Origin of the sequence: Ferdinandcohnia salidurans, assembly GCF_042680725.1 — a bacterium.
GTDB lineage: Bacteria > Bacillota > Bacilli > Bacillales > Bacillaceae_L > Ferdinandcohnia > Ferdinandcohnia salidurans.
In genome coordinates this window covers 154,715-180,452 of the sequence record NZ_JBHUEK010000010.1, presented here as the reverse complement: position 1 = coordinate 180,452, position 25,738 = coordinate 154,715, and the positions used below count along the sequence as shown (strand labels likewise).

Sequence of the window (25,738 nt, the reverse complement as noted above, 5' to 3'; positions counted from 1 at the left end):
TCGGTTATCTTCTCTTCTTACGTTTCTTGCTTTTCTGCGGTGGTACATTGTCAAACTTCTTCTTTTTCTTACGAGGTTTGCGCGTTGACCATTCACCGTCTTTTTCGCTACTGCGCTTCTTGTCATCTTCACCTGGCTTACGACGGCTACTTCTTTTTTCGGACTTGATGATTTTCGGTTGTTCTTTTGAAAGCTTGCGACGACTTCCCTTCATGCCGACAACCTCAAAGTCAACAGAACGCTCATCCTTATTTACGTTGATAACACGAACCGTAATTTCATCACCAATGCGGAATACATTCCCGGTCCGTTCTCCAATCATCGCGTAACTTCTTTCGTCATAACGATAATAGTCATCTGTTAAATAACTTACGTGAACAAGTCCTTCAATTGTATTCGGAAGCTCAACAAACATTCCAAAGTTTGTAACAGAGCTAATGATGCCATCGTATTCCTCACCGATTTTATCCATCATATACTCTGCTTTTTTCATGCTATCTGTTTCACGTTCAGCTTCTACAGCGCGACGTTCCATATTGGAGGAATGCTCAGCGATTTCCGGAAGTTTTTCCTTCCATTTATCCTGAGTGGCATTGTCTATCTTACCTTGAATCAAATAAGTTCGGATTAATCGATGTACGATTAAGTCTGGATAACGTCGAATTGGTGACGTGAAATGGGTATAAAAATCAGTTGATAATCCAAAGTGACCCACGCTTTCTGGATCGTATTTTGCTTGTTTCATTGAACGCAACATGACGGTTGAAACAACCATTTCCTCAGGCTTACCCTGAACTGCCTCAATTACTTCCTGTAGCGCACGAGGATGAATCGAATTTCCAGCTCCTCTTACAAGGTAGCCAAAGTTCGTAATGAATTCTAAGAAACGTCTTAACTTCTCTTCATTTGGATCCTCGTGAATTCGGTAAATAAACGGCACATTCATCCAATGGAAATGCTCTGCAACCGTTTCGTTTGCCAGTAGCATGAACTCTTCGATTAATCGTTCACCAACGGAGCGCTCGCGTAAGACGACATTATATGGTGCGCCTTCTTCATTCACAAGAACTTTTGCCTCTTTAAAATCAAAATCAATTGCGCCACGTTTCATTCGTTTTTCACGAAGAATTGCAGCAAGTTGCTCCATATCTTCAAACATTGGCACTAGTGGCTCGTAACGTGTTCTTAGTTCTTCGTCTTTGTCGGCAAGAATGCTGTTCACATCGGAATACGTCATCCGTTCCGTTGTTTTAATAACACTTTGAAAAATGTCATGTTTAACAACAGCACCGTTTTGGTCAACTTCCATCTCACAGGATAGTGTTAGACGGTCAACCTTTGGATTTAATGAACAAATCCCATTGGATAAACGATGTGGAATCATCGGAATCACGCGATCGACAAGATAAATACTTGTTCCACGGTCACTCGCTTCCTTATCGATAGGTGAACCTTCTGTTACATAATGAGTAACGTCAGCGATATGCACACCTAGCTTGTAATTGCCATTTTCAAGCTTTGTAACTGTTACAGCGTCATCCAAGTCTTTTGCATCGGCACCATCGATAGTTACAATGACTTCATTTCGTAAATCGCGTCGATCTTCGAGATCTTTTGGATCGATTGTATCTGGTGTATTGTTGGCCTGATCTAATACATCCCTTGGAAATTCCTGTGGAAGGCCATGCTTATGGATAACAGATAGAATATCGATTCCAGGGTCATTTTTATGACCTAAGATTTCAATAACTTCTCCTTCAGCACTCATTCTTCCTTCAGGGTAGGTCACAAGCTTCACGACAACCTTATGTCCCTCTATCGCACCATTTGAAGCTTGCTTTGGAATGAAGATGTCATTTGCAATTTTTTTATCATCGGGAATAACGAATCCAAAGCTTTTACTTTCGGTATATGTACCTACAATTGTTTTCACGCCGCGTTCAATAATCCGAACAACGGTACCTTCTTTTCGTTGACCAGACGACTCAGTACTTATTCGAACAAGTACGGTATCTCCATGCATTGCATTTTTTAATTCATTTGGTGGAATGAATACATCATCCATTGTCTTATCTTCCGGCATCACGAATGCAAAACCTTTCGCATGCCCAGTGAGCGTTCCGCGGACAAGGTTCATTTTCTCCGGAAGACCGTAGCGATTACTACGAGTTCGAACGACTAACCCCTGTTCTTCCATCACCACAAGGGCTTTGACAAAATCCTTAAAATCCTCCGAACCTTTGATTCCGAAAGCTTCCTCAAGTTCCTGCACGGTTAAGGGCTTGTAGGCTTCTTCCTTCATAAAGTCCAATAATTGATTGATATGTTTTTGGATATCTTGTTCCATTTTTTCTTTCCCTCCCGTTACCAATCTAACTGCTCTAAAAATGCATACACATCTTCATGCAGCTGGTCACGTTCTTTGTCTAGGGTAATGACATGTCCTGATTCTTCGTACCATTTAATCTTTTTAAAATCATTTTCAACTGCTTCATATATAATATTCGCACTATCAGGATTTATCATTTTGTCATGACGAGCCTGTGCAACAAAAGTCGGAGAATAAATCATATCGACATTGTCCCGCACCTCTGCAATTAGGTTTTGCAATGCTTTTAATGTATTCATTGGGGTTTTCTTGAATGCTTCAATTTCCTGCTCGATTTGTTCAGATGATTTCCCTTCAAATCGCTTGTATTCCCGTGCATACTCTACAACACCCTCATACATGACCTCTTCGCTTTTTAGATACATTGGCGCACACATCGTCACTATCCCTTTTATAGGTACAGTGTAACCCAATTTAAGCGAAAATACCCCACCAAGTGACAATCCTGCAACTGCAATATTTTCGTAGCCTTTGTCTTTTAAAAGCTGGTAGCCATTCATGACGTCTTCCCACCAATCCTCGGGACCGGTATGGACCAATTCTTCCGGTGGGACACCATGTCCTTTGTAGATGGGTGCATGACAGGTATAGCCTCTATTCTCAAGGAAGCGGCCAAGCATCCGAACATCGGCAGAATTCCCGGTAAAACCATGTAGTAATAAAACAGCCTTTTCTCCACCTTCAAATAGGAAAGGTTGAGGTAATTTGATTTTCATTATGTATAACTCCTTTTGATGATATCCAGTATGTTTATTTTGCGCGTTTTTTCGGTATTCTACTATCGTACCTGAAAGACCTTTTTATGTGCAATAAAAAAGGCTAGACATCTCCTGTCTAACCTACTTTTGAATAGTTTTATAGTTCAAAGTATGATACTGCAATTGTAAGAACAAAGAATAATACCGCTAGGACAACTGTAACTCGGTGTAAAACTGCGTCAAGTCCACGAGCCTTTTGCTTTCCGAATAACTGCTCGGCACCACCAGAGATAGCTCCAGATAGACCAGCGCTTTTACCGGATTGTAATAAGACCACTACGATCAACGCGATACATACGATTACTAATAATGTAACAAGAACTCCATGCAACATATAAAACTACACCTCCTGAACGAGAACGCATATGACGTTAGTTTAAATGTACCATAAAAACACAAAGTGGACAATACTGCATTTTCTGACTTTACATTTTTTTCAAACCCAACATATGGCATTGTGATCTGTCGTAGTTTTTCCAAGGATTCACTTCATGATTTGGGCTGTTAACGTCCATATTAAGGTTGACTACTTTGAAAGGGATGAGATGAATGATCAACTGGGATTTTGATGAAATGGTAAAAGAACAGAAAAAACACAAAGCAAATTATTTAGGTGAAAATACACAGCAAGATAAGCAAAAGAAGCAGCAGCCGAAGAAAGAAAAGTAGTTAGATTTGGTTGCTCCACTCATCTTTACTTATTATAGGAGACTTCATACCTTTTTTCGCAATTAACGAGTGTGAATCTGGAAGCTTCTAGGAAAAACCGATCCTCTTTATGGTCTTTGCGGGTGCGAATCTGGAAGGTTCTAGGAAACACCGGTCCTCTTTACGCTCGTTGCGGGTGCGAATCTAGAAATTCCTAGGATAATCCATACCTCTTTACGCTCTCGGGGTTGCGTGTTTAACCGCAAAACCGCAATACACCAAAAAAAACGACAAGCTCGCGCTTGTCGTTTTCCTTTTATAAGATTAACCTCTTAAGTTATAGAAAGATGCTAATCCGTTGTATTGAGCTGTTTCACCAAGATTGTCTTCAATACGTAGTAATTGGTTGTATTTCGCAACACGGTCAGTACGTGATGGAGCACCAGTCTTGATTTGGCCAGCGTTTGTAGCAACTGCGATGTCAGCGATTGTGCTGTCTTCTGTTTCACCAGAACGGTGAGAGATAACTGCAGTGTAACCTGCGCGTTTTGCCATTTCGATTGCATCAAAAGTTTCAGTTAATGTACCGATTTGGTTAACTTTGATAAGGATTGAGTTACCTACGCCTCTTTCAATACCTTCAGAAAGTTTCTTTGTATTTGTAACGAATAGATCGTCACCAACTAACTGAACTTTTTTACCTAGACGCTCAGTTAAAAGTTTGTGGCCTTCCCAGTCGTTTTCGTCTAAACCATCTTCAATAGAGATGATTGGGTATTTTGAAACAAGATCTTCGTAGAATGCAACCATTTCTTCAGAAGATAGAACTTTACCTTCTCCTTTAAGATGGTATTTACCGTCTTCTTTGTTGTAGAACTCAGAAGATGCTGCATCCATTGCAAGACGTACTTGTTCACCTGGCTTGTAACCAGCTTTTTCGATTGCTTCTACGATTGTTTGTAGAGCTTCTTCGTTTGAACCAAGGTTTGGAGCGAATCCACCTTCATCACCTACAGCTGTGTTTAAGCCTTTTGCTTGTAATACTGCTTTAAGGTTGTGGAAAATTTCAGTACCCATGCGAAGTGCTTCTTTGAAGCTTTCTGCACCAACAGGCATAACCATGAATTCTTGGATGTCAACGTTGTTATCCGCATGCTCTCCACCATTGATGATGTTCATCATTGGTACTGGAAGAGTTTTTGAGTTGAATCCACCAAGGTATTGGTATAAAGGAATTTCAAGGAAGTCAGCTGCTGCACGAGCTGCTGCCATAGATACACCAAGAATTGCGTTTGCACCTAATTTACCTTTGTTTTCTGTTCCATCTAGCTCGATTAAAGCTCGGTCAATTGCAACTTGGTCAGTTACGTCGAATCCGATGATTTCTGCAGCAATGATTTCATTTACATTGTTTACAGCAGTTTGTACACCTTTTCCAAGGTAACGGCTCTTGTCGCCATCACGAAGCTCAACTGCTTCATATTCACCAGTTGAAGCACCACTTGGTACTAACGCACGGCCGAATGCGCCGGACTCCGTATATACTTCAACTTCAACTGTAGGATTTCCACGAGAATCTAATACTTCACGAGCGTATACATCTATGATAATTGACATAATAAAATCTCTCCTTTTCGATTAAAAATTAGTTTATTAGGTCGTCCTTGTAAAATTATTCAGTAACGTTTATTTCTTAAGTAAGCTGTTTCCAGTCATTTCAGCTGATTTTTGAATACCTAGTAGGTCAAGCATGGTTGGTGCTAAGTCTCCTAGGACTCCGTCTTCTCGTAATGCTAAACCTTCTTTTGTTACGATCACAGGTACTGGATTCGTAGTATGTGCAGTCATTGGATTGCCTTCAATGGTTACAACCTCATCAGAGTTACCATGGTCAGCTGTGATGATGGCTGCTCCACCTTTTGCAAGAATGGCGTCAACCACTTCTCCTAAGCACTCATCTACTACTTCAATAGCTTTAATTGTTGGCTCAAGTAAGCCTGAGTGACCAACCATATCTGGGTTTGCAAAGTTTAAGATAATTGCGTCATGCTTATCATCAGCAATTTCTTGTAAAAGTGCATCCCTTACCTCATAAGCACTCATTTCTGGCTTTAGGTCATAGGTTGCCACCTTTGGTGAATTAATTAAAATACGAGTTTCACCAGGGAATTCCTTTTCACGTCCACCACTCATAAAGAAGGTTACGTGAGGATATTTTTCAGTTTCCGCAATGCGAAGCTGTTTTAATCCATTTTGTGAAAGTACTTCACCTAAAGTGTTATCAAGATTTGTTGGCTTGAATGCCACGTATCCATCAACACTTTCACTGAAGTGAGTTAAGCACACAAAGAATAGCTTGTTTGGATGCTTTGGTCCACGATCAAATGAACGGAAGTCTTCATTTGTAAACGTATTTGAAATTTGGATGGCACGGTCTGGTCTAAAATTATAAAATATCACAGCATCATTGTCTTGAATCGTTGCAACAGGTGAACCATCTTCTTTTACAAGGACAGATGGTAGAACGAATTCATCGTAAATGCCATTTGCATAGGAATCATCGACAAGTTCAAATGCATTTTTATATGTAGGACCTTCCCCGTAAACCATTGAACGGTATGATTTTTCAACGCGCTCCCAACGTTTGTCACGGTCCATTGAATAATAACGGCCAGACAAGGTTGCGATTTCACCAACACCGTATTCTTTTATTTTTCCATCAAGCTGTTCCAGATAAGTTTTCGCGGTTTGAGGACCGACGTCTCTTCCATCTAAAAAGCCATGAATATATACTTTTTCAATACCTTCTGATGCCGCAAGTCGTAACAATGCAAATAGATGATCAATGTGACTATGTACACCACCATCTGATAATAAACCGAATAGGTGGAGTGCAGTTCCATTTTCCTTTACATGTTTCATCGCATCAAGGAATGTTTCGTTTTGCTCAAATTCATGATCGCGAATCGCAACATTTACACGAGTTAGGCTTTGGTAAACAACTCGGCCTGCACCAATATTTAAGTGCCCTACCTCTGAATTCCCCATTTGTCCTTCTGGTAAGCCAACAGCCTCGCCACTTGCCTGTAAAGTAGCGTGTGGGTATTGGTTCCAAAAGCGATCAAAATTGGGTTTGTTTGCTTGAGCAACTGCGTTTCCTTTTACTTCATCGCGAAAAGCAAAACCATCTAAAATAATTAGTGCAACTGGAGATTTACTCATTACTACCTGCCTCCAAAAGCTTAACGAAAGAGGAAGCATCAAGACTAGCTCCACCAACTAGAGCACCATCGATATCTGGTTGTGCCATGTATTCTTTAATGTTTTCTGGTTTAACACTTCCGCCGTATTGAATGCGAACAGCATCTGCTACGTCAGCAGAGAATTGTTCAGCTACTACTTTACGGATGTGAGCACAAACTTCGTTAGCATCTTCTGCTGAAGAAGATTTGCCTGTTCCGATTGCCCAAATTGGTTCATAGGCAATGACAACTTCTTTCGCTTGTTCTGCTGTAAGGCCTGCTAACGCCTTTTCAATTTGTGTTCCAACTAGGTCATTTGTTTGACCAGCTTCACGTTGCTCTAATGTTTCACCACAGCATACGATTGGAACTAATCCATGAGCAAATGCTGCAAGTGTTTTTTGGTTCACTGACTCATCTGTTTCAGCGAACATTTCACGGCGCTCAGAGTGACCAAGAATGACATAGTCAACACCTAGATCCTTTAATGCTACAGGGCTAATTTCTCCTGTAAATGCTCCGCTTTCTTCAAAATGCATATTTTGCGCACCAATTTTAAGGTCATAGTTTCCTTCTTTTACGTTTGCAACAAGGCGCTCTAAAAAGAGTGCTGGCGCACAAACAACAGAATCAACCTTTTCTGGTGATGGAATTAGACCATTAATTTCTTCTACAAAATGAACTGCTTCAGAAACAACCTTATTCATTTTCCAGTTTCCTGCAATGATTGGCTTTCTCATGTTCACCATCCCTTTCGTTGTTGACAATATGACAAGGTGCCTTGCCTGATGGCACCATTTTTTATTTATCGTTAAGTAATACGACTCCTGGAAGCTCTTTACCTTCCATGAATTCTAGTGATGCTCCACCACCAGTTGAAATGTGGCTCATTTTATCAGCTAGACCGAATTTCTCAACTGCTGCTGCAGAGTCACCGCCACCTATAATTGAGTAAGTATCAGTAGCATCAGCTAGTGCTTGACCCACGGCTTTTGTTCCGTTAGCGAATGCATCTAATTCGAATACACCCATTGGTCCGTTCCAAATTACAAGTTTAGAGTTTAAAATAACATCTCTATATAATTCAGCTGTTTTTGGCCCAATATCAAGTGCTTCCCAATCGCTAGGAATCTCTTCGATTGGAACAATCTTAGTGTTTGCATCATTTGAGAAATCATCTGCAACTTTTACATCAACAGGCATATAGAAGTTAACGCCTTTTTCTTTTGCTTTGTTCATGAATTGGGTAGCAAGATCAATCTTATCTTCCTCTAAAAGAGATTTACCGATCTCGTGACCTTGAGCTTTTACGAATGTATAAGCAAGTCCTCCACCAATGATTAAGTTATCTACTTTTTCTAAGAGGTTTTCGATGACACCGATTTTGTCCTTAACTTTCGCTCCACCAATAATCGCAGTGAAAGGACGCTCAGGGTTAGATAGTGCTTTACCTAATACTTCGATTTCTTTTTCCATTAAGAAACCAGCTACTGCTGGTAGGTTTTCAGCAATACCAGCTGTTGAGGCATGTGCACGGTGAGCTGCACCGAATGCATCGTTTACGTATACATCTGCAAGTGCTGCAAATTGTTTTGCTAGTTCTGGATCATTCTTTTCTTCTCCAGGGTAAAAACGAACGTTTTCAAGTAAAAGAACATCGCCTTCGTTCATCTCTGAGATGGTTTGTTCAACCTCTGGACCGTATGCTTCATTTGTTTTGCGAACTTCGATACCTAAGTGCTCGCCTAAACGCTTAGCAACTGGGTCTAAACGAAGCTCATCAACAGCTTTGCCTTTTGGACGACCAAGGTGACTCGCTAAAATGACCTTTGCCCCTTCTTTACGAAGGTGCTCGATTGTTGGTAATGCTGCACGAATACGAGTCTCATCCGTTACCTGACCATCTTGCATTGGAACGTTAAAATCAACTCGACAAAAAACTCGCTTGCCTTTCACATCAATATCTCTAACTGACTTCTTATTCACAGGGAAGGCCTCCGTTCTATGTATTGTTGGTAAAAACCTGTGCCCTAAGCACAAAGTATCCTAGCGGTACTTAGCATCTCATATAGACATCAAAAAGGGAAGGGAACATTCCCTTCCCTTCACAAGTTCTATTATAGTGCCAGTTGCTTTAGTATCAAACGGTAAAAATTATAGACCTTTTGATGCGATGTAATCTACAAGGTCAACTACACGGTGAGAGTATCCACTCTCGTTGTCATACCAAGAGATAACTTTAACCATGTTGCCTTCCATAACCATTGTAGAAAGAGCATCGATAGTTGAAGAATTTGCATTACCATTGTAATCAGAAGATACAAGTGGTTCTTCACTATAACCCATGATTCCTTTTAATTCTTCTTCAGAAGCTTTACGTAGTGCTGCGTTAATTTCTTCAACAGTTACTTCTTTATCTAACTCGGCAACTAAGTCAACTAGTGACACGTTAGGAGTTGGAACACGCATAGCGCCACCATTTAATTTACCTTTTAATTCAGGTAATACTAGAGAAACAGCTTTTGCTGCACCAGTAGTTGTTGGAATGATGTTTTCAGCTGCTGCACGAGCACGACGATAATCTTTATGTGGTAAATCAAGAATTTGTTGGTCATTTGTGTATGAGTGAATTGTTGTCATCATACCACGCTTAATTCCAAAGTTTTCATGTAGAACTTTTGCATATGGTGCTAAGCAGTTAGTTGTACAAGAAGCGTTAGAAATTACGTCATGGCTTGCTGCATCATATTTGTCATGGTTAACACCCATAACGATTGTGATGTCTTCGTCAGTTGCAGGAGCAGAAATGATTACTTTCTTTGCACCAGCTTCGATGTGTTTCGCAGCGTCAGCACGCTTAGTGAAACGACCAGTTGATTCAACAACAACTTCAACACCTAGGTCTCCCCAAGCAAGTTGAGCTGGGTCACGTTCAGCTTTAACAAGAATTTCTTTTCCATTAACAACAAGGCTATTTCCATTTACAGATACTTCTGCATCAAGAACACCGTGAACAGAGTCATACTTTAATAGATGTGCTAACATGTTTGCATCTGTTAAATCGTTTACTGCTACTACTTCAACATTTGGATTTTTTAGTGCCGCACGTAATACGTTACGACCAATACGTCCAAAACCATTAATACCAACTTTTACTGCCATTTTGATTTCCTCCTTTTGTATGTGAAACCTAGAAAAATATTATAAGGGTTACCCCTTTATTAACTCTTTCGCTGCACCTTCATCTGTTATTAACAGTGTCTCCGGCGCCTGCTTTAAGTATGCTTGAATGGCTGTTGCCTTCGAAGCTCCACCAGCTACGGCAATCACATCGTGAATTGCGTTCAGACCTTCTAGCTGGATGCCAATTGTTTGAACCCGATGGACCACTTTCCCATCTTCGTCAAAATAATACCCAAAAGCCTCTGCGACTGCATGAGATTCAATGATTTTTTTCATGTCCTCTTCATCGGTTTTACGCCGCTTAGCCATTGTAATAGCGTCTCCTATTCCGTGAACAACCATACTTGATGATTTAATCAAATTCAGGACATCCCGAATCGATGGTTCGGCCACAAAGGAATGGTACGCTTCATTGCTCACAACATCAGGTACATGGAGGAGTCGGTAATCACCAGAAGCTTTTTCGGCCATCTTTGCGCAAATGGTATTTGCTTGATTTTCTACTCGTTCTCCTAGTCCACCTCTTGCTGGAACAAATAAAATACTTCGCCCTTTCGAATCCGGGGTCATCATTTCTGCGACCTCAACGAGGGTTGTACCACCAGTAACTGCGACGATATTTTCTCCAGAAAGCCTTTGTTTTATTCTTGAAACGCAAGCTCTTCCCATTTCTTTTTTCACCCAAGGAGTTGTGTCACTATCGCCTGAAACGACAATCACACCTTTTATATTTAACTTTTCCTTAAGCTTCGATTCTAAAACCCGTAAACCTAAAACTTCCTTCATGACATCCTCAAGGTCTTTTAATAGTTCAGCACCCTCACTTGTTAGGCTCATACCAGCCGTACTAAAGTCAACAAGGTTTTGTTCTTTTAAAAATTGAACTTCACCGCGGAGGACACGTTCGCTATGACCAAGACTCGTAGAAAGATTCCTTCTTCCAATCGGCTGCATAAGTCGTATGTATTTGAGGATCTCATGGCGTTTCTGCATAACCTCTAATAGATCAGGTAATAATTTTTGTTGTACCTCAATAATCGAACTCATAATTTCATTTCCCCTTTTTTACCATAAGGGACTACTTTTGTCCCGATGTGACATATTATGTCCCGCTTACAGTAAAAAAAAACAACTCGTTAAATCAAATACACCTTAGCGTATTTGCGCCCAGATTTTTTCGTGCTTGCTCGAAAAATTTCCTTTGAAAATCTGTGGCATCCGCCGGAGGCATAACTTTATTCAGTATTGAATAAAGTTTGTATATCGCCGTGTTACATTTTCTATAGTACCAGTACTTTTAAAAGAAAGCAATAATTAAACTGCCTAATTATTAGGCAGTCAGATTATTTTAAATATCTATTTAGGTATTCTTGGATGGCCTCTTTATGGATAATCCCATACTCCACTTCGTTTCCGTCAATTTCAATAACAGGAATCATGATCTGATATTTTTCCAAAAGTTCATCATCTTTATAAATATCAACCTCATTGAGGTCTAAAGGAAATTCTTCACTTAATTCCTCGATAACCTGCTTCGCTTTTGTACAAAGGGAGCAATTTTCCTTTGAATACATGGTGACTTGAATGCGACTCAACTGTTACACTTCCAATCTACTTGCTATATCTTTTTCGCTTCGATGAAGATGGTATATTTAATTGGTCACGGTATTTTGCAATTGTTCTTCTGGACACGAGAATACCATGCTCTTCCTTAAGTATACTGACAATCTCCTGGTCTGACAAAGGCTTTTGTTTATTTTCCTCATCAACCAGCTGTTTTAAAACGTTCTTAACTTGCGTTGATGACGTATCGGTTAATCCCGTTGTTTGGATGTTGCGACTAAAGAAATATTTCATTTCGAAAATACCAAATGGAGTTTGCACAAATTTATCTTTTACTGCACGGCTTACAGTTGATTCATGAATGTCCAAACTTTGTGCAACTTCACTCATTATTAGTGGCTTTAGATGAGCTGGTCCTTTTAGAAAGAACTCCAATTGATGATTAATGATTTCATTCATGACATTTTGTAAGGTGAGTTTTCGCTGTTCCAAACTTCTCATAATCCATTGGCACTGGTCCACTTTTTCTTGGAGATAGGATTTCGTTTGTGAATCTTTTTCTTGTAAAAAGTGTTGGTAATACTGAAGATTTAACGAAACCTTTGGCAAATATGAATCGTGCATGTTCATTACCACAACACCATTTTCAACTTGAATATCAAAGTCCGGAACAATATAGTGTGCCTCTCCACCATGAAAAGCTGCACCCGGTCTTGGCTGTAGGGTTTGGATAAAGTCAAAAAGCTGTTGAATGTCAAAAAGCTTTACATCAAGTTGTTTCGCGATTTCCTTCCAAGACTTTTCTGCGAATTCTTCAAAATAGTCCTGAATAATAGTTTCAGCAAGACTATTCCGTTTTGGCAATTTCCTCAGTTGTAGAAGTAGGCATTCCTGTAAGGACCTTGCTCCTACCCCAGTCGGATCTAAACTTTGAATATAGTGAATCGCACTTTCGATGGTTTCTGTATCGGTATTGAGGTCCCTTGCAATCTCCTCCTCAGGAAAATACAGATAACCGTTGCTATCCAAGAGTTGAATGATATATTCCATCGTTCGCTTTTTTTCGTTGTTCACTTTCATATATGAAAGTTGTGAAAGCAAGTGTTCATAAAGGGTTGTTTCTTTTTTTTCAACATAGTCAATCGGATTTGTGTAGGATTCTTTTGAGACCTTTGATTTTGTTCGTCGACTAAAATCCGTTTGTTTCACTTCAATTAGGGGATTTTCTAATGTTTGCTCTTCAAGAAATTTAGTCAAATCCAAAGAAGAGTATTGTAAAAGAGTTATAGCTTGAGTTAACTCCTTTGTCATGACTAGCTTTAATGATTGTTGCTGAAAAAGTCCAGTCTGCATATTCACTCTTGTTTTCCCCCTTTCGCCAGAGTTGTGTTAAATGGAAGCGTTTACTTTTTTGATTTGCGTTGAACTCCATTATTTTATTGAATATGTTCTATCGTTAATTTCATCTTACTTCTATGGTATCGAAAAAGTTAAATTTTAGCACGCATTTTTATTCATTTTTTGAAAGAATCTACCTTAAAGAGGTGATTTGTGTTGAGAAAAAATGAGATTATGTACACCGGCCCGGTTACGGGAACTTTGGATGAAGCAAAAAAGGCGAAAAACAACGAAGAGTTCGCATCTGAATTTGATCCCATCCAAACAATGTGGGCTGTGAATCCAGTTGATGAGGATGTGTACGAAGGGACATTGGGGTATAAGGATAACTAGGTATTTGGAGAAGAGATTTTTGGCGTTGAGATAGTGTGGGGCTTTTCTTACCATCTTTGTTCGATTTCTGGATTGTGAGGGTAAGATTAGTGGGTTTGCGTTCCCTTTTGAGTTGATTTCTGGCGCATGAGGGTACGATTAACGCGTTTGCGTTCCCTTTTGAGTTGATTTCTTGCCTGTGAGGGTACGATTAGAGGATTTGCGTTCCCTCTTTGATCAATTTCCGACTCGTGAGGGTACGATTAGCTTGTTTGCGTTCCCTTTTCGTCTGATTTTAAGGAAAAAAGGCACGAATTACCGTAATATGCAAAAAAGGACCAGATCATACTCTGGTCCTTTCTTCATTAGCGCCCTCGGCAGGATTCGAACCCACGATAAGAGAACCGGAATCTCTTGTGCTATCCACTACACTACGAGGGCATGTCTGAATAGAAACTGCACTCATCATTATAGGCTAGAACGCTTTTGAATGCAAGATGTATGTTTAAAACACTCCAAATCGGGTATGATGGTATACGTATGAAATTTTGTTTTTTTCACATCTATAAAGGTATGTCATAAATGTTTGTAGAATATGATAAGTTAGTAAAGCGAATTGTTTGACCTTTACTGACCTTAATTGTATGATGGAAATACATAGTAATGTTTTAATATGTTTTAAAGGAGGAAGTAAAATGAATTTAATCCCTACAGTTATTGAGCAAACAAACCGTGGAGAGCGCGCCTATGATATTTACTCACGTTTATTAAAAGACCGTATTATCATGCTTGGAAGTGCGATTGATGACAATGTTGCTAACTCAATCGTCTCTCAGCTATTGTTCCTAGCAGCTGAGGATCCTGAAAAAGATATTTCTTTATACATTAACAGCCCTGGTGGTTCAATTACCGCTGGTATGGCGATTTATGACACAATGCAGTTCATTAAGCCAAAGGTTTCTACAATCTGTATTGGTATGGCTGCATCTATGGGTGCTTTCTTACTTGCTGCTGGTGAAAAAGGCAAGCGTTTTGCGCTTCCAAACAGTGAAGTTATGATTCACCAACCACTTGGTGGAGCACAAGGGCAAGCAACTGAAATCGAAATTGCTGCTAAACGTATCCTTTTCTTACGTGAAAAGCTTAACCAAATCTTAGCTGAACGTACTGGCCAACCAATTGAGGTACTTCAAAAAGATACAGATCGCGATAACTTTATGACTGCTGAAAGAGCAATGGAATATGGTCTAATCGACAAGGTTATGTATCCACAAGATAATAAATAGAAACAAAAAAATCCTCTCACATTTAGTCGTGAGAGGATTTTTTTATGCTTCTTTTTGAACAAATTCAGTTAATGCTTCAACTGCTGCTTCTTCATCATTTCCATCAGCAATTAATGTAACTGTTGTACCACTGCCAACCGCTAGACTCATTAGACCCATGATACTTTTTGCATTTACCTTTTTTCCGTCTTTTTCTAAAAAGATATCTGCAGAAAATTTATTTGCTTCCTGAACAAACATCGCTGCAGGGCGTGCTTGTAACCCCGTTCTTAAAGCAACCTCAACATGTCTTTCCACCATTCGTTTCTTCCTCCTCAAATTTTTCTGTACATTCTTAAGTTGTGTTTTTTTGTATTCCTATTATTACGTAGGTTGAGCTCTAAAGGTTTCATGTTTTTTCAAAAAATGATAACGCTTTATTTTTCTCCAAGTGAGCAAGGTGCTCACTTTATAGATTGGCCTGCTCGGAGCTTATCAGCAATTTCATCAATTTTTCGAAGTCGGTGGTTAATACCCGACTTACTGATCTGACCCGATGTTACCATTTCGCCTAGCTCTTTAAGTGTGACATCCTGGTAAGCCACACGAAGCTCAGCAATTTCTCTTAATTTATCAGGTAGGATACCTAGGCCAACTGTTTCATCAATGTATCTGATATTTTCCACCTGTCGAATCGATGCCCCAATTGTTTTATTTAGGTTAGCTGTTTCACAATTGACAAGGCGATTCACCGAATTTCTCATGTCACGGACAATGCGAACATCCTCGAAACGAAGCAATGCCTGATGGGCACCAATGACATTTAGGAACTCTGTGATTTTTTCAGCTTCCTTTAAGTAGGTGATAAAACCTTTTTTTCGTTCTAACGTTTTAGCGTTAAGATCAAAAACGTTCATTAATTCACAAAGTGAGTCATTATGTTCTTTATATAATGAAAAAATCTCAAGATGGTATGAGGATGTTTCTGGGTTATTGACAGAGCCACCTGCTAAAAAAGCTCCGCGTAAATAGGAGCGTTTGCAGCACTTCTTCGCTACTAATTCTGAAGAGATTTCTTGTCTTAATGAAAAGCTTTCGAAAATCTTCAAGTCTTCTAGTATTTCCTTTGCATCCTCAGAAAGGCGAACAATATAGACATTGTTCTTCTTGAGTCTCATTTTCTTTCGAACAAGGAGCTCTACCCCTACATTATAGCATTTTTTCAGAAGTGTATAAATTCTTCTCGCAATCGCGGCGTTTTCCGTTTGGATATCGACCACCATTTTTTGGTTAGAGAAGGAAAGTGCGCCATTCATTCGGATCAAAGCGGAAAGCTCGGCTGTTGCGCAGCAATCTTTGATGTCTAAATTTGTGAGTTCTTTTTTCGTCTCTGATGCAAATGACACAGTTCCACCTCCCTTTTTTAAAGGGGTAATTTTAAAACTCAATCACCCTTTTTATTTTTAATGAGCAAATCATATATCAGGCTTGCCACTTTTTTTGTGTCGTGTCTGATAACGCCATTATCGTATGAAATGATTTTATCATGGATGATGGCTAAACCTAAAGCAGAAAGCCTTTCAGTGTCGTAAACTACAGGTTTTGCTAGCTCTTTTGCATATTTTTCTTTAATATTCTCGGGAATCTCTCCATTATTGACAAGAACCGTATCAATGAACTTTATGCCCATATGATCGTATAAAGCCTGAACATGGTCGCTTGCTGTAAAATTCAAAGTTTCCCCAGCCTGCGTCATTACATTACAAATATAAACTTTTTTCGCGTCCGATTTTAAAATCTCTTCGCCAATTTTGGGTACAAGTAAATTCGGTAAAATACTAGTGTAGAGGCTACCAGGGCCAATGATAATCATATCTGCCTGTTGAATCTTTTCAATCGATTCTTGTAGAGGCTCTACATCACTAGGTGTTAAAAATACACGCTTTATTTTTTTACCCGAATATGGAATCTTGGACTCACCTGAAACAACAGTACCATCCTCCATTTCAGCATGTAAAATGACGCTTTTATTTGCTGCCGGAAGAACCTTCCCTCTTACATTGAGAACCTTGCTCATTTCACCAACTGCGTGAACAAAATCGCCTGTAATGGTAGTCATTGCCGCAAGAATCAAGTTTCCCAACGAATGACCGGATAATCCATTTCCACCAGCAAACCGATGCTGAAATAAATCCTCAATTAAAGGCTCCACATCTGACAACGCAGCTAATACGTTTCGAATATCACCGGGCGGTGGGATATCCATCTCATCTCGAAGACGACCAGAAGATCCCCCGTCATCTGCAACCGTCACAATTGCCGTGATATCAACAGGTAGATATTTTAACCCTCGTAAAAGTACAGAAAGTCCTGTTCCCCCACCAACGATGACAATCTTAGGCTGTTTTGGCTCGGTCATTACTTTTTGTCCTTTCTCTTCTCAATATCGCGATGAGAAACATGGGTTTGATATTCAGCCTTGAAATGATTTGCGATATATTCAGCTAGCGTAACAGAACGATGCTGTCCACCTGTGCAACCAATCCCAATAACAAGCTGGCTTTTACCTTCCCGTTTGTATTGAGGAAGCATAAACGCAAGCAAGTCAGTTACCTTTTCGATAAACTTCTGGGTTTCGGTCCATTTTAAAACATAGCCTGAAACATCATCATCAAGTCCAGTTTTCGGTCTCATCGCTTCGATATAGTGTGGATTTGGAAGAAAACGCACATCAAACACGAGGTCAGCATCAATCGGAATGCCATATTTAAAACCAAATGACATCACATTGACTGTAAAGGTAGGTCTTGATTCTGATGCAAATTGCTTTAAAATTTTCTCACGTAGTTCTCTTGGTTTTAACTCAGATGTGTCATAAATGTATTGTGCTCTTCCCTTAAGTTCATCAAGAATTTCTCGCTCTGCCTGAATTCCTTCCAATGGAGAACCAGTTGGAGCAAGCGGATGAGAACGTCTTGTTTCCTTATACCGAGTAACAAGGGTCGTATCCTTTGCATCAAGGAATAAGATTTGCGGAGAAATCCATGACACTTCTGAGAGATCGTCAAGTGATGCAAATAGGCTATCGAAAAACTCACGGCCCCGTAAGTCCATGACGAGTGCAACTTTATTCATTTTACCGCCAGATTCCTTCATCAACTCTAGAAACTTTGGAAGCAAAGTTGGGGGTAGGTTATCTACGCAAAAATACCCTAAATCTTCAAAACTTTGAATGGCAACCGTTTTTCCGGCACCTGACATTCCAGTTATAATCACTAATTGTATTTCACTTGTTGAACCAACACTCATTGTTTTGCCTCCCTAATTTCTAGCTTGGATCTAATCGATACGATAATAATTGAAAATCGGGTGTATATGTAAATGTCCCATATATGACCCCAGAACCTTTAAGTACATAATCTAAAATATGATAATCACCTGGTGCCATTGGCAGATTGGGTATGTCCCCGATGTCCTGCCATTTCAGGATTCCCTCTTCAGATTCATCAACATTTTCCCCTTCAAAGTCGTTAGCTAAGAAAGAAAACATCATCCATTCAGAGGTTACCTTGTCACCCTCTTTAATAATAAATGTAAAAATCCCTTTAATATCTGGGTTTTTAAGATAAAGTCCAGTTTCTTCACGATATTCACGGATACAGGAGTCACGAATTGATTCACCCGGTTCCATTTTTCCACCAGGAGCAACCCACCACCCGCGACGTGGCTTTTGTAAAAGCAGGACTTTATTATCCTTGCGTACTAAGCAATTTGTTACTCTTTGCACTCTCTTTCACCCCAAGTCGGTCCCTTTTTAGGTAGACCGTTTGTAAGCATTCATATTGATATTATTATACTATTTCTAACAGGTACTCACAACGAACAAGATTTTCATATTGTTTTTTAAGTTTAAGGTGTGTTTCCTAAAGGAGGTTGAAAAGGACCGAGGAGTTCAAGGCGGCGCAGCTTTGAGTACCGGAACGTATGCAGTTAATACGTGAGGAACGGAGAAGCAAGACAACGCAGAAATTCGAAGTGTCATTTTCGGCCGACTAAAAAAAAGGGGGCACGGGGGATGTACCCGTGCCCAAAAAAATCTATTTTATAAAAAGGGGGTCAATTACTACTATTATCATACTCAAAATATATTTCACCCGTGTTACAGGAGAGTTAAAACAAAATTACGTTTTAAAGGAAAAGTTTTACATAAAAGAAACATTAACCTGAAAGGACTAGTTCCTTCACTTATTCGTAGTTCAAAAGCTTGAACCCTTCGCATATATTTCAATAAAAGCTTATTTACGAAGGAGGAATTGAATGAACGAAAAATTAATGGTGCGACAGGAACTGATGGAACTTGATCAAAAACATTTCTTGCATCCAACCTCTCCGATTCAGCAACAACAGGATTTAGGACCTGCCTTTATTTTCACAAAAGGAGAAGGTGTGTTTCTTGAGGATGTGAATGGAAAACGCGTACTCGATGGCATGTCTTCTTTATGGAATGTCAATATTGGACACGGTCGGAAAGAATTAGGGCAAGCAGCGATGGAGCAAATGAATAAGCTTGCATTTAGCTCTTGTTTTGCAACGTTTAGCAATGAACCTGCAATCCGTTTGGCAGCTAAGCTTGCGGAAATTTCACCTGGCAGTTTATCAACGACCTTTTTTACTTCAGGTGGCTCGGAAGCAAATGATACAGCATATAAATTAGCACGGCATTACTGGATACTCCGTGGAATGCCTGAGAAAAAGAAAATCATCTCTCGAAATAGGTCCTACCATGGAGTTGCAATGGGGTCGACAAGTGCAACAGGTCTAAAGCCTTTTCGAGATTTTACTAATTCATTGGCACCTGATTTTTATCATACGGATAATTTCTCTGCTGAAGATTTGCGCCAAACGATTGAGGCTGAAGGTCCAGAAACAATTGCGGCATTTGTTGCAGAGCCAGTACAAGGGGCTGGTGGTGTCCATATCGCCCCAGAAGGATATTTTAAAAAAGTACGGGACATCTGTGATGAATACAATATTTTATGGATTACAGATGAAGTGATTACAGGATTTGGGCGGACAGGTGAATACTTCGGAGTTGACCACTATGGGGTTGCACCTGACATGATGTGCTTTGCCAAAGGGGTAACGAGTGGATATGCTCAGTTAGGTGGTGTCATGCTATCCGAAGCAATTTTTGATGACTTCAAAAAGCTTTCGAGTGGTACACTTTTACACGGATATACCTATAGTGGTCATCCAATGGCATGTGCTGTTGCATTGAAAAATATCGAAATCATTGAAAATGAGGGATTAATCGAGAATTCGGCAAAAATGGGAGCCAAGATGCTCAATGGCTTTTCATGGATTCAAAGTGAAAGCAGTCTTGTTAGTCACGTCCGTGCACTTGGACTCATGGGTGCTGTCGAAATCAATACACCTCAGCATGTAAAAGGCCCTCTTGCCCCTAAAATTGTGAATGAGGCTGCGAAAATCGGCTTAATCTGCCGATCTGTCGTATTTGATGGGTTGGACACACTCGTTTTCGCTCCTCCACTCTGTATCAACAAAGAAGAAGTCGACCTCATGATAGAAATGCTACATCATGCGATATTTAGGGTTGAACGGAGCGTGTAAGTTGGAAAAACGAATAACCGCCTATTCCTTTGTGGATTAGGCGGTTACTTTATGTTGAACAGTTATACAAATGTGTATAAGTACTTAATCGGATGGAATTTTCTTTTTGGCCTGTTTAGGTTTCTTGGTGATAATTTGATAATAATCCGTTCTGCGGTCTTTTAGTGGCGTTTCGGTTCCAATGTTTCGGTTACGACGAAGGCTTTCAAGGTCCACCTCTCCCACCACAATTGTTTCAATATTTGGGTTACACTCTCCAACAATCCCATTGCTTGAAAATGTAAAATCAGATGGTGAAAAAATACCGGATTGTGCGTACTGCACATCCATATGTGGAACATGTGTAAGGTTACCGACTGCACCTGCAATTACCGTATACACTTGATTTTCGACAGCACGAGCCTGTGAGCAATACCTCACCCTTAAATAGCCCTGCTGGTCTTCTGAGCTAAAAGGTGTAAAAATAATTTGTGCCCCTTTATCCACAGCAATACGAGCAAGCTCCGGAAACTGAATATCATAGCTGATCAGAATTGAGATTTTTCCACAGTCTGTGTCAAACACGTGGACACCGTTACCCGGTTGAACTCCCCACCATCTTCTCTCATCAGGTGTGATATGAAGCTTATATTGCTTATCGATTGTACCGTTTCGTCTAAAAAGGTATGCAACATTATAAAGGCAATGATCCTCTTCCACAAAATGCGAACCGCCCACAATATTAATATTGTACGTTACGGCAAGTTTCGAAAAGAGATTTATATAGTCCTCCGTATACTCTGACACTTTTTTGATTTGTTTACTCGGTACCTGCTCATTAATGAACGACAATAGCTGCATGGTAAACGTTTCAGGAAACACGGCAAAGTCTGAGCGGAAATTAGAACTCGCATCAATAAAATACTCACATTGAGTTGCAAAATCTTCAAAGGAATTGATTTTTTTCATCATATATTGAATCACTGAAATTCTTACAGGGAGGGACCGATTGTAAATCCTTCTCGTTTTCTTAGGTAAGTAATCAGGATTATTCCATTCCATTAGTGTTGCATAGCCTAAAGAATCCCGATCTGATAAGTAATTGGCATTGACGCGCTTTAGCACAAAGCCATTAATCATTTGAAAAGTAAGGGCTGGGTCATAGATATTTTGTTGGATGACCTGATCCACATATTCCCTAGCAGACATTTCATCCGCATATTTATGATAGTTTGAGATTCTCCCACCAATAATGATGCTTTCTAAGTTGAGTTCTTGAGTCAGTTTTTTTCTTGCCTCATAAAGCCGACGTCCAATTTTCATGCGACGATATTCCGGATGGACCATAACATCAATACCATATAGATTTTTCCCATGTGGATCATGGTTGCGAATATAGGAATTATCGCTAATCTCATCAAACGTATGCTTATCCTCATATTCATCAAAATCAACAATTAAACTCGAACAGGAGCCAATGATTTTACCATCATATTCAACACAAAATTGTCCTTCTGGAAAGATGTTTAGATGGCTTTCTAATTGGTCCCGCTCCCATGGGTCCATATTCGGAAAACAAACTTTTGAAAGATCAATAATCTCCTCGATATCCTCATGCCTAATATTTCGTAACACAATTCTCTTCTCAAATTTCGAAAGATCAATCCTCGACACAAATATCTCCCTTTCTGGGCATTCGATAAATACAGGCACTTTCCAAATTTATCGAACGTTTTAATTCATCCCTTTCTATCAATATATTATCGGTGGTACGTTAATATTTCTTTTTTGAACTTACGAACGCTGAAGAAGCTACTTTACCGACCGCTTCTTCTCCCAATCCGCTCTTGTGAGTTTCATGTTGATGGAATCGATCCATTCTCCTTCAAACTCTAGGTCATCTTTATCTACACTGTCGAAAGCAAACCCTACTTTTTCATACACTGTTTTGGCTCTCGGGTTAAAATCAAAAACACTGAGGGTTAGTTGATGAAGGTCAGTGTTTTGAAATACATAATCAACCATAAGCTGAGTTGCTTCAGTTCCAAGTCCTTTATCTCTGCCGTTTGGGCCAATCAGAATTCTAAAATTCATGCTATGTGTTTTTTCATCATAAAGATTGACCACCACTTCACCTACTAAGACTCGATTCCCCTTATCAACAACAGCAAGATCTAAACGATCCTCCTGTTCATTTCTCGTTCGGTACCACAGAAGAGTTTTATCTCGTTCATACCCCGCTGTGCTACCCGTATATTTAATTACGATAGGATCTTTTAGACATTCTTCTATGTACGGGAAATCCTCATCCATTATAAATGGTCTTAGTATTGTCTTTTCTCCAACAATTGTCGGTTTAACATGTAAATCGATCATAAGACGTTCCCCACCCTTAATTCGTCAAAAAACACCTCCACGTGGGAGGTGCTTCTCTCATTTATGCTTTAATTTTTTCCATCAATTCTTCGATATAGTGTTGAGCTGTTTGAGCCGCAATACTTCCATCGCCAGTTGCTGTTACGATTTGACGAAGTTGCTTTTCACGGATGTCACCTGCTGCAAAGATGCCAGGTACTTTTGTTTCCATTTGCTCGTTTGTTTCGATATAACCGTTTTCGTTTGTGATTCCTAGACCTTCAAATGGTTTTGAAAGTGGAAGCATACCGACATAGATGAATACGCCGTCTGCGCCAAATTCTGATTCTTCACCAGTTTGTGTATTCACAAGCGTTAATGAACCAACCTTACCATCTTTTTCGTGAATTTCTTTAACGGTGTGGTTCCAGATAAACTCCACTTTTTCGTTATCGAATGCACGTTGTTGTAGGATTTTTTGTGCACGTAGTTGGTCACGACGGTGAATGATTGTAACCTTAGAAGCAAAACGAGTTAAGTACACGCCTTCTTCGACTGCAGAGTCTCCTCCACCTACTACAACAAGCTCTCTGTTTTTAAAGAAAGCCCCATCACATACCGCACAGTAAGAAACGCCTCGGCCACCAAGTTCTTTTTCACCTGGCACCCCAATTTTCTTATATTCCGCACCAGTTGAGATAATTATAGCACGTGCTTTATATTCTTTACTGCCAGCAATGACAGTCTTGAATTCTTCACCATTAATAACTTCTTTTATATCACCATACGCATATTCAGCACCGAATTTCTTCGCATGCTCGAACATTTTTGTGGATAGTTCAGGTCCTAAAATATGATCAAATCCTGGGTAGTTTTCAACTTCTTCAGTGTTTGCCATTTGGCCACCAGGAATCCCGCGCTCAAGCATTAAAGTTGATAGGTTTGCACGAGATGTATAAACAGCTGCTGTCATACCTGCCGGGCCGGCACCGATTATAATGACATCATAAATTTTTTCTTCAGTCATTTTTACGTCTCTCCTTACTTCCTTATAAAAGTGGATTTTATTGTTTTAGTATCTCCTACCCCTATCCTATAAAAACCTGACAAAATCCGCTATTAATATGCTCATTGTAAGAGTTCTTTAACAAATTTTACATACTTCATCACGGTTGTTTTGGAAATATTATATTTCGCTGCAACCTGTTGTTGGGTTATCGTCCGCGATCCGTGGTTGCGCCAGATGTATTCCGTTGCTGCAGCCCATGCTTGCCAGTTAGACACATTGAATTGACGCTTAACCGCTTCATCGTAAATCATTAACCATGTTAAATAGAGTTCCTCATTTGCAGAATCATCATGTTTATTTTTTGTAAATAGAGTGTCTGCAATATTATATCCATCAATGATATAGGTCGGAATGTTTCCTGTCTTTTTCTTTTTACTTAGGACATAGTTTGCAAATTCTTGTTCAAGGGTCGCATGGAATTTTATATGTTTAATATCCTTGCGAGCAAGAGAAGAATTTGTCTTACTTGCTAAAAATAAACCGTATAAGCGTTCCTCGATAAAATCACCTGTTAACCAACGGTCCAATACATCACTAATGGATTTTGTACGGTTTGATTCCCATGGAGCAGAGCCTTTTTTACTTGGATTTTCTTCAAGCACTCGCTTCCATGCATTTTGGGCAACGTCATGGTGCTCTGTAAAATAAGCAGAATGAGAAAGCCAATAATAGAAAGTTTCGTCTCCTTCAAACCCACTTCGTTGTAGACTTCGCAACCATTTATAAGCGAGATCATGTCTACCGACCAACCCAAATGTCGCACCTAGCTTATAGCGGTGTTCCGAAAGAATCGGATGAATCAGTGCTAATCGTTTCGTTAGCTCTTTTACCTGTTGATTTTTTCGTTGATAATATAGAAATACCAATGAGTTGCAAAGTGCATGAAGATTACCAGGGTTTTTACTCAAAACCTCATCAAGAATCTCAGATGCATTCTCCACATCTCCAGAATAAAAATACGCAAGTGCTAAATTATTATAAGCAGACCAAAATTCCGGGTATTCGCGAATGATTTCCTTTAAAAGGGTCACCGCTTCGTCTAATCGTCCTGTTTCAAGGTAATCACGGGCTTGTTCCTGCATGACGATGAGTTCGTCCTGTTGGTTAGCCGAATCTTCAAAGTCCACTTCCTCAAGGAGCAGTAAATCAAGCAAATCCTCGGCATCCTCCGAAAAGTCTCCATCTGGCTCACGATCTAAATAGGCTTGTGCATGTTTGCCTGCTTCTTGGAACAAACCTAAATGTGCATAATTATTGGCCATGAAATAAAAGCACTCTGGCATATCGAAATTTGGATCTTCCATTATTTGTGTAAGATATTGATTAGATAGGATGTAATCGCCAATTTCCGTTAACGCTACGGATAATTGACATAAGAACATCGGCTCTTTTGGTTCAAGCTGAATCGCTCGTTTAAAATGTTTTATGGATTTATATATATCATGCTGGCGATACGCCTTTAGTCCTTTTTTAAAATAATATTCTCCCGTCTGGATAAACGGAATTACCTTTGAACTATGCTGACTTTCTTTTCTGTTTTGTTTTTCCATCGGGGTCCTCCACTAAAAGTACGTGTTCAAAAAGGAGGATAAAAAGGACCAAGAAGTTCTAGGCGGCGCAGCTTTGAGTAGCGGAACGTATGCTGTTAATACGTGAGCAACGGAAAAGCAAGCCAACAAAGAAATTCGATGTGTCATTTTTACCGGACTTTTTGAACATCACTATAAATACTGCTTTATAAACATATTTCCCAACGTAGTATAACATATATAATCCTTGACACATAGGGGTGCTTGGGTAAAAGGGAAAAACTTTTAGAGAAAGTATGAGTGGTAATTTGTGGGTAATGTGGACAAGTATTTCTAATTTTGTGAATAAAGTAGCTTGGCTACTGAATTGAGTGAACATATGCACATTATTTGAAGTGCATTTGTGGATAATGTGGA

At 39.6% G+C, this 25,738-nt stretch carries 23 protein-coding genes and 1 tRNA gene; 3 read left to right on the top strand and 21 right to left on the bottom strand.

The features are described from left to right. Positions 1 to 4: 4 nt before the first annotated feature. The 11 genes from rnr to rpoN form a co-directional block, all read right to left on the bottom strand. A complete protein-coding gene (gene rnr / locus ACFSFW_RS08200) occupies positions 5 to 2,347 on the bottom strand; it encodes a ribonuclease R (protein WP_388037019.1) in 2,343 nt (780 codons plus the stop codon). Between the two features lie 17 nt (positions 2,348 to 2,364). Then, positions 2,365 to 3,105 (bottom strand): alpha/beta hydrolase, encoded by a 741-nt coding sequence (locus ACFSFW_RS08195; RefSeq protein ID WP_388037016.1) that lies wholly within the window; start codon positions 3,103 to 3,105, stop codon positions 2,365 to 2,367. A 139-nt stretch (positions 3,106 to 3,244) separates the two neighbouring features. After that, the gene (gene secG / locus ACFSFW_RS08190; protein ID WP_099361817.1) at positions 3,245 to 3,478 is read right to left on the bottom strand and encodes a preprotein translocase subunit SecG; all 234 of its coding nucleotides are present in this window, start codon (positions 3,476 to 3,478) and stop codon (positions 3,245 to 3,247) included. A 641-nt stretch (positions 3,479 to 4,119) separates the two neighbouring features. Next, on the bottom strand, positions 4,120 to 5,412 hold the full coding sequence (gene eno, locus ACFSFW_RS08185) for a phosphopyruvate hydratase (RefSeq protein WP_304216189.1): 1,293 nt from the start codon (positions 5,410 to 5,412) through the stop codon (positions 4,120 to 4,122). A gap of 69 nt (positions 5,413 to 5,481) precedes the next feature. Next, positions 5,482 to 7,017 carry a 2,3-bisphosphoglycerate-independent phosphoglycerate mutase gene (gpmI, locus tag ACFSFW_RS08180; protein ID WP_388037012.1) on the bottom strand — a complete coding sequence of 512 codons (1,536 nt, stop codon included), beginning with the start codon at positions 7,015 to 7,017 and terminating at the stop codon, positions 5,482 to 5,484. Further along, complete coding sequence (gene tpiA, locus ACFSFW_RS08175; protein ID WP_388037009.1) at positions 7,010 to 7,777, bottom strand: triose-phosphate isomerase; 768 nt, start codon at positions 7,775 to 7,777, stop codon at positions 7,010 to 7,012. The genes gpmI and tpiA overlap by 8 nt, the downstream gene beginning before the upstream one ends. Positions 7,778 to 7,838: 61 nt before the next feature. Further along, positions 7,839 to 9,023: a phosphoglycerate kinase gene (locus ACFSFW_RS08170; RefSeq protein ID WP_388037006.1), complete on the bottom strand. Its 1,185-nt coding sequence runs from the start codon at positions 9,021 to 9,023 to the stop codon at positions 7,839 to 7,841. 168 nt (positions 9,024 to 9,191) lie between these two features. Then, the gene (gene gap / locus ACFSFW_RS08165) at positions 9,192 to 10,199 is read right to left on the bottom strand and encodes a type I glyceraldehyde-3-phosphate dehydrogenase (RefSeq protein WP_099361574.1); all 1,008 of its coding nucleotides are present in this window, start codon (positions 10,197 to 10,199) and stop codon (positions 9,192 to 9,194) included. 48 nt (positions 10,200 to 10,247) lie between these two features. Continuing rightward, positions 10,248 to 11,267 (bottom strand): sugar-binding transcriptional regulator, encoded by a 1,020-nt coding sequence (locus tag ACFSFW_RS08160; RefSeq protein ID WP_309100146.1) that lies wholly within the window; start codon positions 11,265 to 11,267, stop codon positions 10,248 to 10,250. A gap of 296 nt (positions 11,268 to 11,563) precedes the next feature. Continuing rightward, a complete protein-coding gene (locus ACFSFW_RS08155) occupies positions 11,564 to 11,806 on the bottom strand; it encodes a glutaredoxin family protein (protein ID WP_388037427.1) in 243 nt (80 codons plus the stop codon). Between the two features lie 25 nt (positions 11,807 to 11,831). Beyond that, positions 11,832 to 13,136, bottom strand: a complete 1,305-nt coding sequence (gene rpoN / locus ACFSFW_RS08150) for an RNA polymerase factor sigma-54 (protein WP_304216221.1) — start codon at positions 13,134 to 13,136, stop codon at positions 11,832 to 11,834. A gap of 201 nt (positions 13,137 to 13,337) precedes the next feature. On the opposite strand from rpoN, the gene ACFSFW_RS08145 reads away from it, so the two are divergent. Continuing rightward, positions 13,338 to 13,514 (top strand): hypothetical protein, encoded by a 177-nt coding sequence (locus tag ACFSFW_RS08145; protein ID WP_304216196.1) that lies wholly within the window; start codon positions 13,338 to 13,340, stop codon positions 13,512 to 13,514. Positions 13,515 to 13,862: 348 nt separating this feature from the next. Here the strand turns inward: ACFSFW_RS08145 and ACFSFW_RS08140 are convergent. Continuing rightward, a tRNA-Arg gene (locus ACFSFW_RS08140) sits at positions 13,863 to 13,934 on the bottom strand. Between the two features lie 254 nt (positions 13,935 to 14,188). On the opposite strand from ACFSFW_RS08140, the gene clpP reads away from it, so the two are divergent. Further along, positions 14,189 to 14,779 (top strand): ATP-dependent Clp endopeptidase proteolytic subunit ClpP, encoded by a 591-nt coding sequence (gene clpP, locus ACFSFW_RS08135; protein WP_099352513.1) that lies wholly within the window; start codon positions 14,189 to 14,191, stop codon positions 14,777 to 14,779. Positions 14,780 to 14,821: 42 nt separating this feature from the next. Here the strand turns inward: clpP and ACFSFW_RS08130 are convergent, their stop codons facing one another. The 5 genes from ACFSFW_RS08130 to ACFSFW_RS08110 form a co-directional block, all read right to left on the bottom strand. Further along, positions 14,822 to 15,079 (bottom strand): HPr family phosphocarrier protein, encoded by a 258-nt coding sequence (locus ACFSFW_RS08130; RefSeq protein ID WP_099352512.1) that lies wholly within the window; start codon positions 15,077 to 15,079, stop codon positions 14,822 to 14,824. A gap of 143 nt (positions 15,080 to 15,222) precedes the next feature. Next, positions 15,223 to 16,164, bottom strand: coding sequence for a DNA-binding protein WhiA (whiA, locus tag ACFSFW_RS08125; protein WP_304216197.1), 942 nt, complete (start codon positions 16,162 to 16,164; stop codon positions 15,223 to 15,225). Positions 16,165 to 16,202: 38 nt separating this feature from the next. Continuing rightward, entirely contained in the window at positions 16,203 to 17,177 is a 975-nt protein-coding gene (gene mgfK / locus ACFSFW_RS08120) for a gluconeogenesis morphogenetic factor MgfK (protein ID WP_388037000.1), read from the bottom strand. Next, positions 17,177 to 18,067 carry an RNase adapter RapZ gene (rapZ, locus tag ACFSFW_RS08115; RefSeq protein ID WP_304216199.1) on the bottom strand — a complete coding sequence of 297 codons (891 nt, stop codon included), beginning with the start codon at positions 18,065 to 18,067 and terminating at the stop codon, positions 17,177 to 17,179. Before rapZ ends, mgfK begins: the two co-directional genes overlap by 1 nt. Before the next feature lie 19 nt (positions 18,068 to 18,086). Next, positions 18,087 to 18,545 (bottom strand): NUDIX hydrolase, encoded by a 459-nt coding sequence (locus ACFSFW_RS08110; protein WP_099352509.1) that lies wholly within the window; start codon positions 18,543 to 18,545, stop codon positions 18,087 to 18,089. A gap of 530 nt (positions 18,546 to 19,075) precedes the next feature. Here ACFSFW_RS08110 and ACFSFW_RS08105 point away from each other — a divergent pair. After that, positions 19,076 to 20,389, top strand: a complete 1,314-nt coding sequence (locus ACFSFW_RS08105) for an aminotransferase family protein (RefSeq protein WP_388036997.1) — start codon at positions 19,076 to 19,078, stop codon at positions 20,387 to 20,389. Positions 20,390 to 20,473: 84 nt separating this feature from the next. Here ACFSFW_RS08105 and ACFSFW_RS08100 read toward each other — a convergent pair whose 3' ends face one another. The 4 genes from ACFSFW_RS08100 to ACFSFW_RS08085 form a co-directional block, all read right to left on the bottom strand. After that, positions 20,474 to 22,042 (bottom strand): GNAT family N-acetyltransferase, encoded by a 1,569-nt coding sequence (locus ACFSFW_RS08100; protein WP_388036994.1) that lies wholly within the window; start codon positions 22,040 to 22,042, stop codon positions 20,474 to 20,476. 138 nt (positions 22,043 to 22,180) lie between these two features. Continuing rightward, the gene (locus ACFSFW_RS08095; protein WP_388036991.1) at positions 22,181 to 22,744 is read right to left on the bottom strand and encodes a GNAT family N-acetyltransferase; all 564 of its coding nucleotides are present in this window, start codon (positions 22,742 to 22,744) and stop codon (positions 22,181 to 22,183) included. Between the two features lie 61 nt (positions 22,745 to 22,805). Continuing rightward, a complete protein-coding gene (gene trxB / locus ACFSFW_RS08090; protein WP_099361563.1) occupies positions 22,806 to 23,750 on the bottom strand; it encodes a thioredoxin-disulfide reductase in 945 nt (314 codons plus the stop codon). A gap of 101 nt (positions 23,751 to 23,851) precedes the next feature. Beyond that, positions 23,852 to 25,342: a tetratricopeptide repeat protein gene (locus ACFSFW_RS08085; protein ID WP_388036988.1), complete on the bottom strand. Its 1,491-nt coding sequence runs from the start codon at positions 25,340 to 25,342 to the stop codon at positions 23,852 to 23,854. Positions 25,343 to 25,738 lie beyond the last annotated feature (396 nt).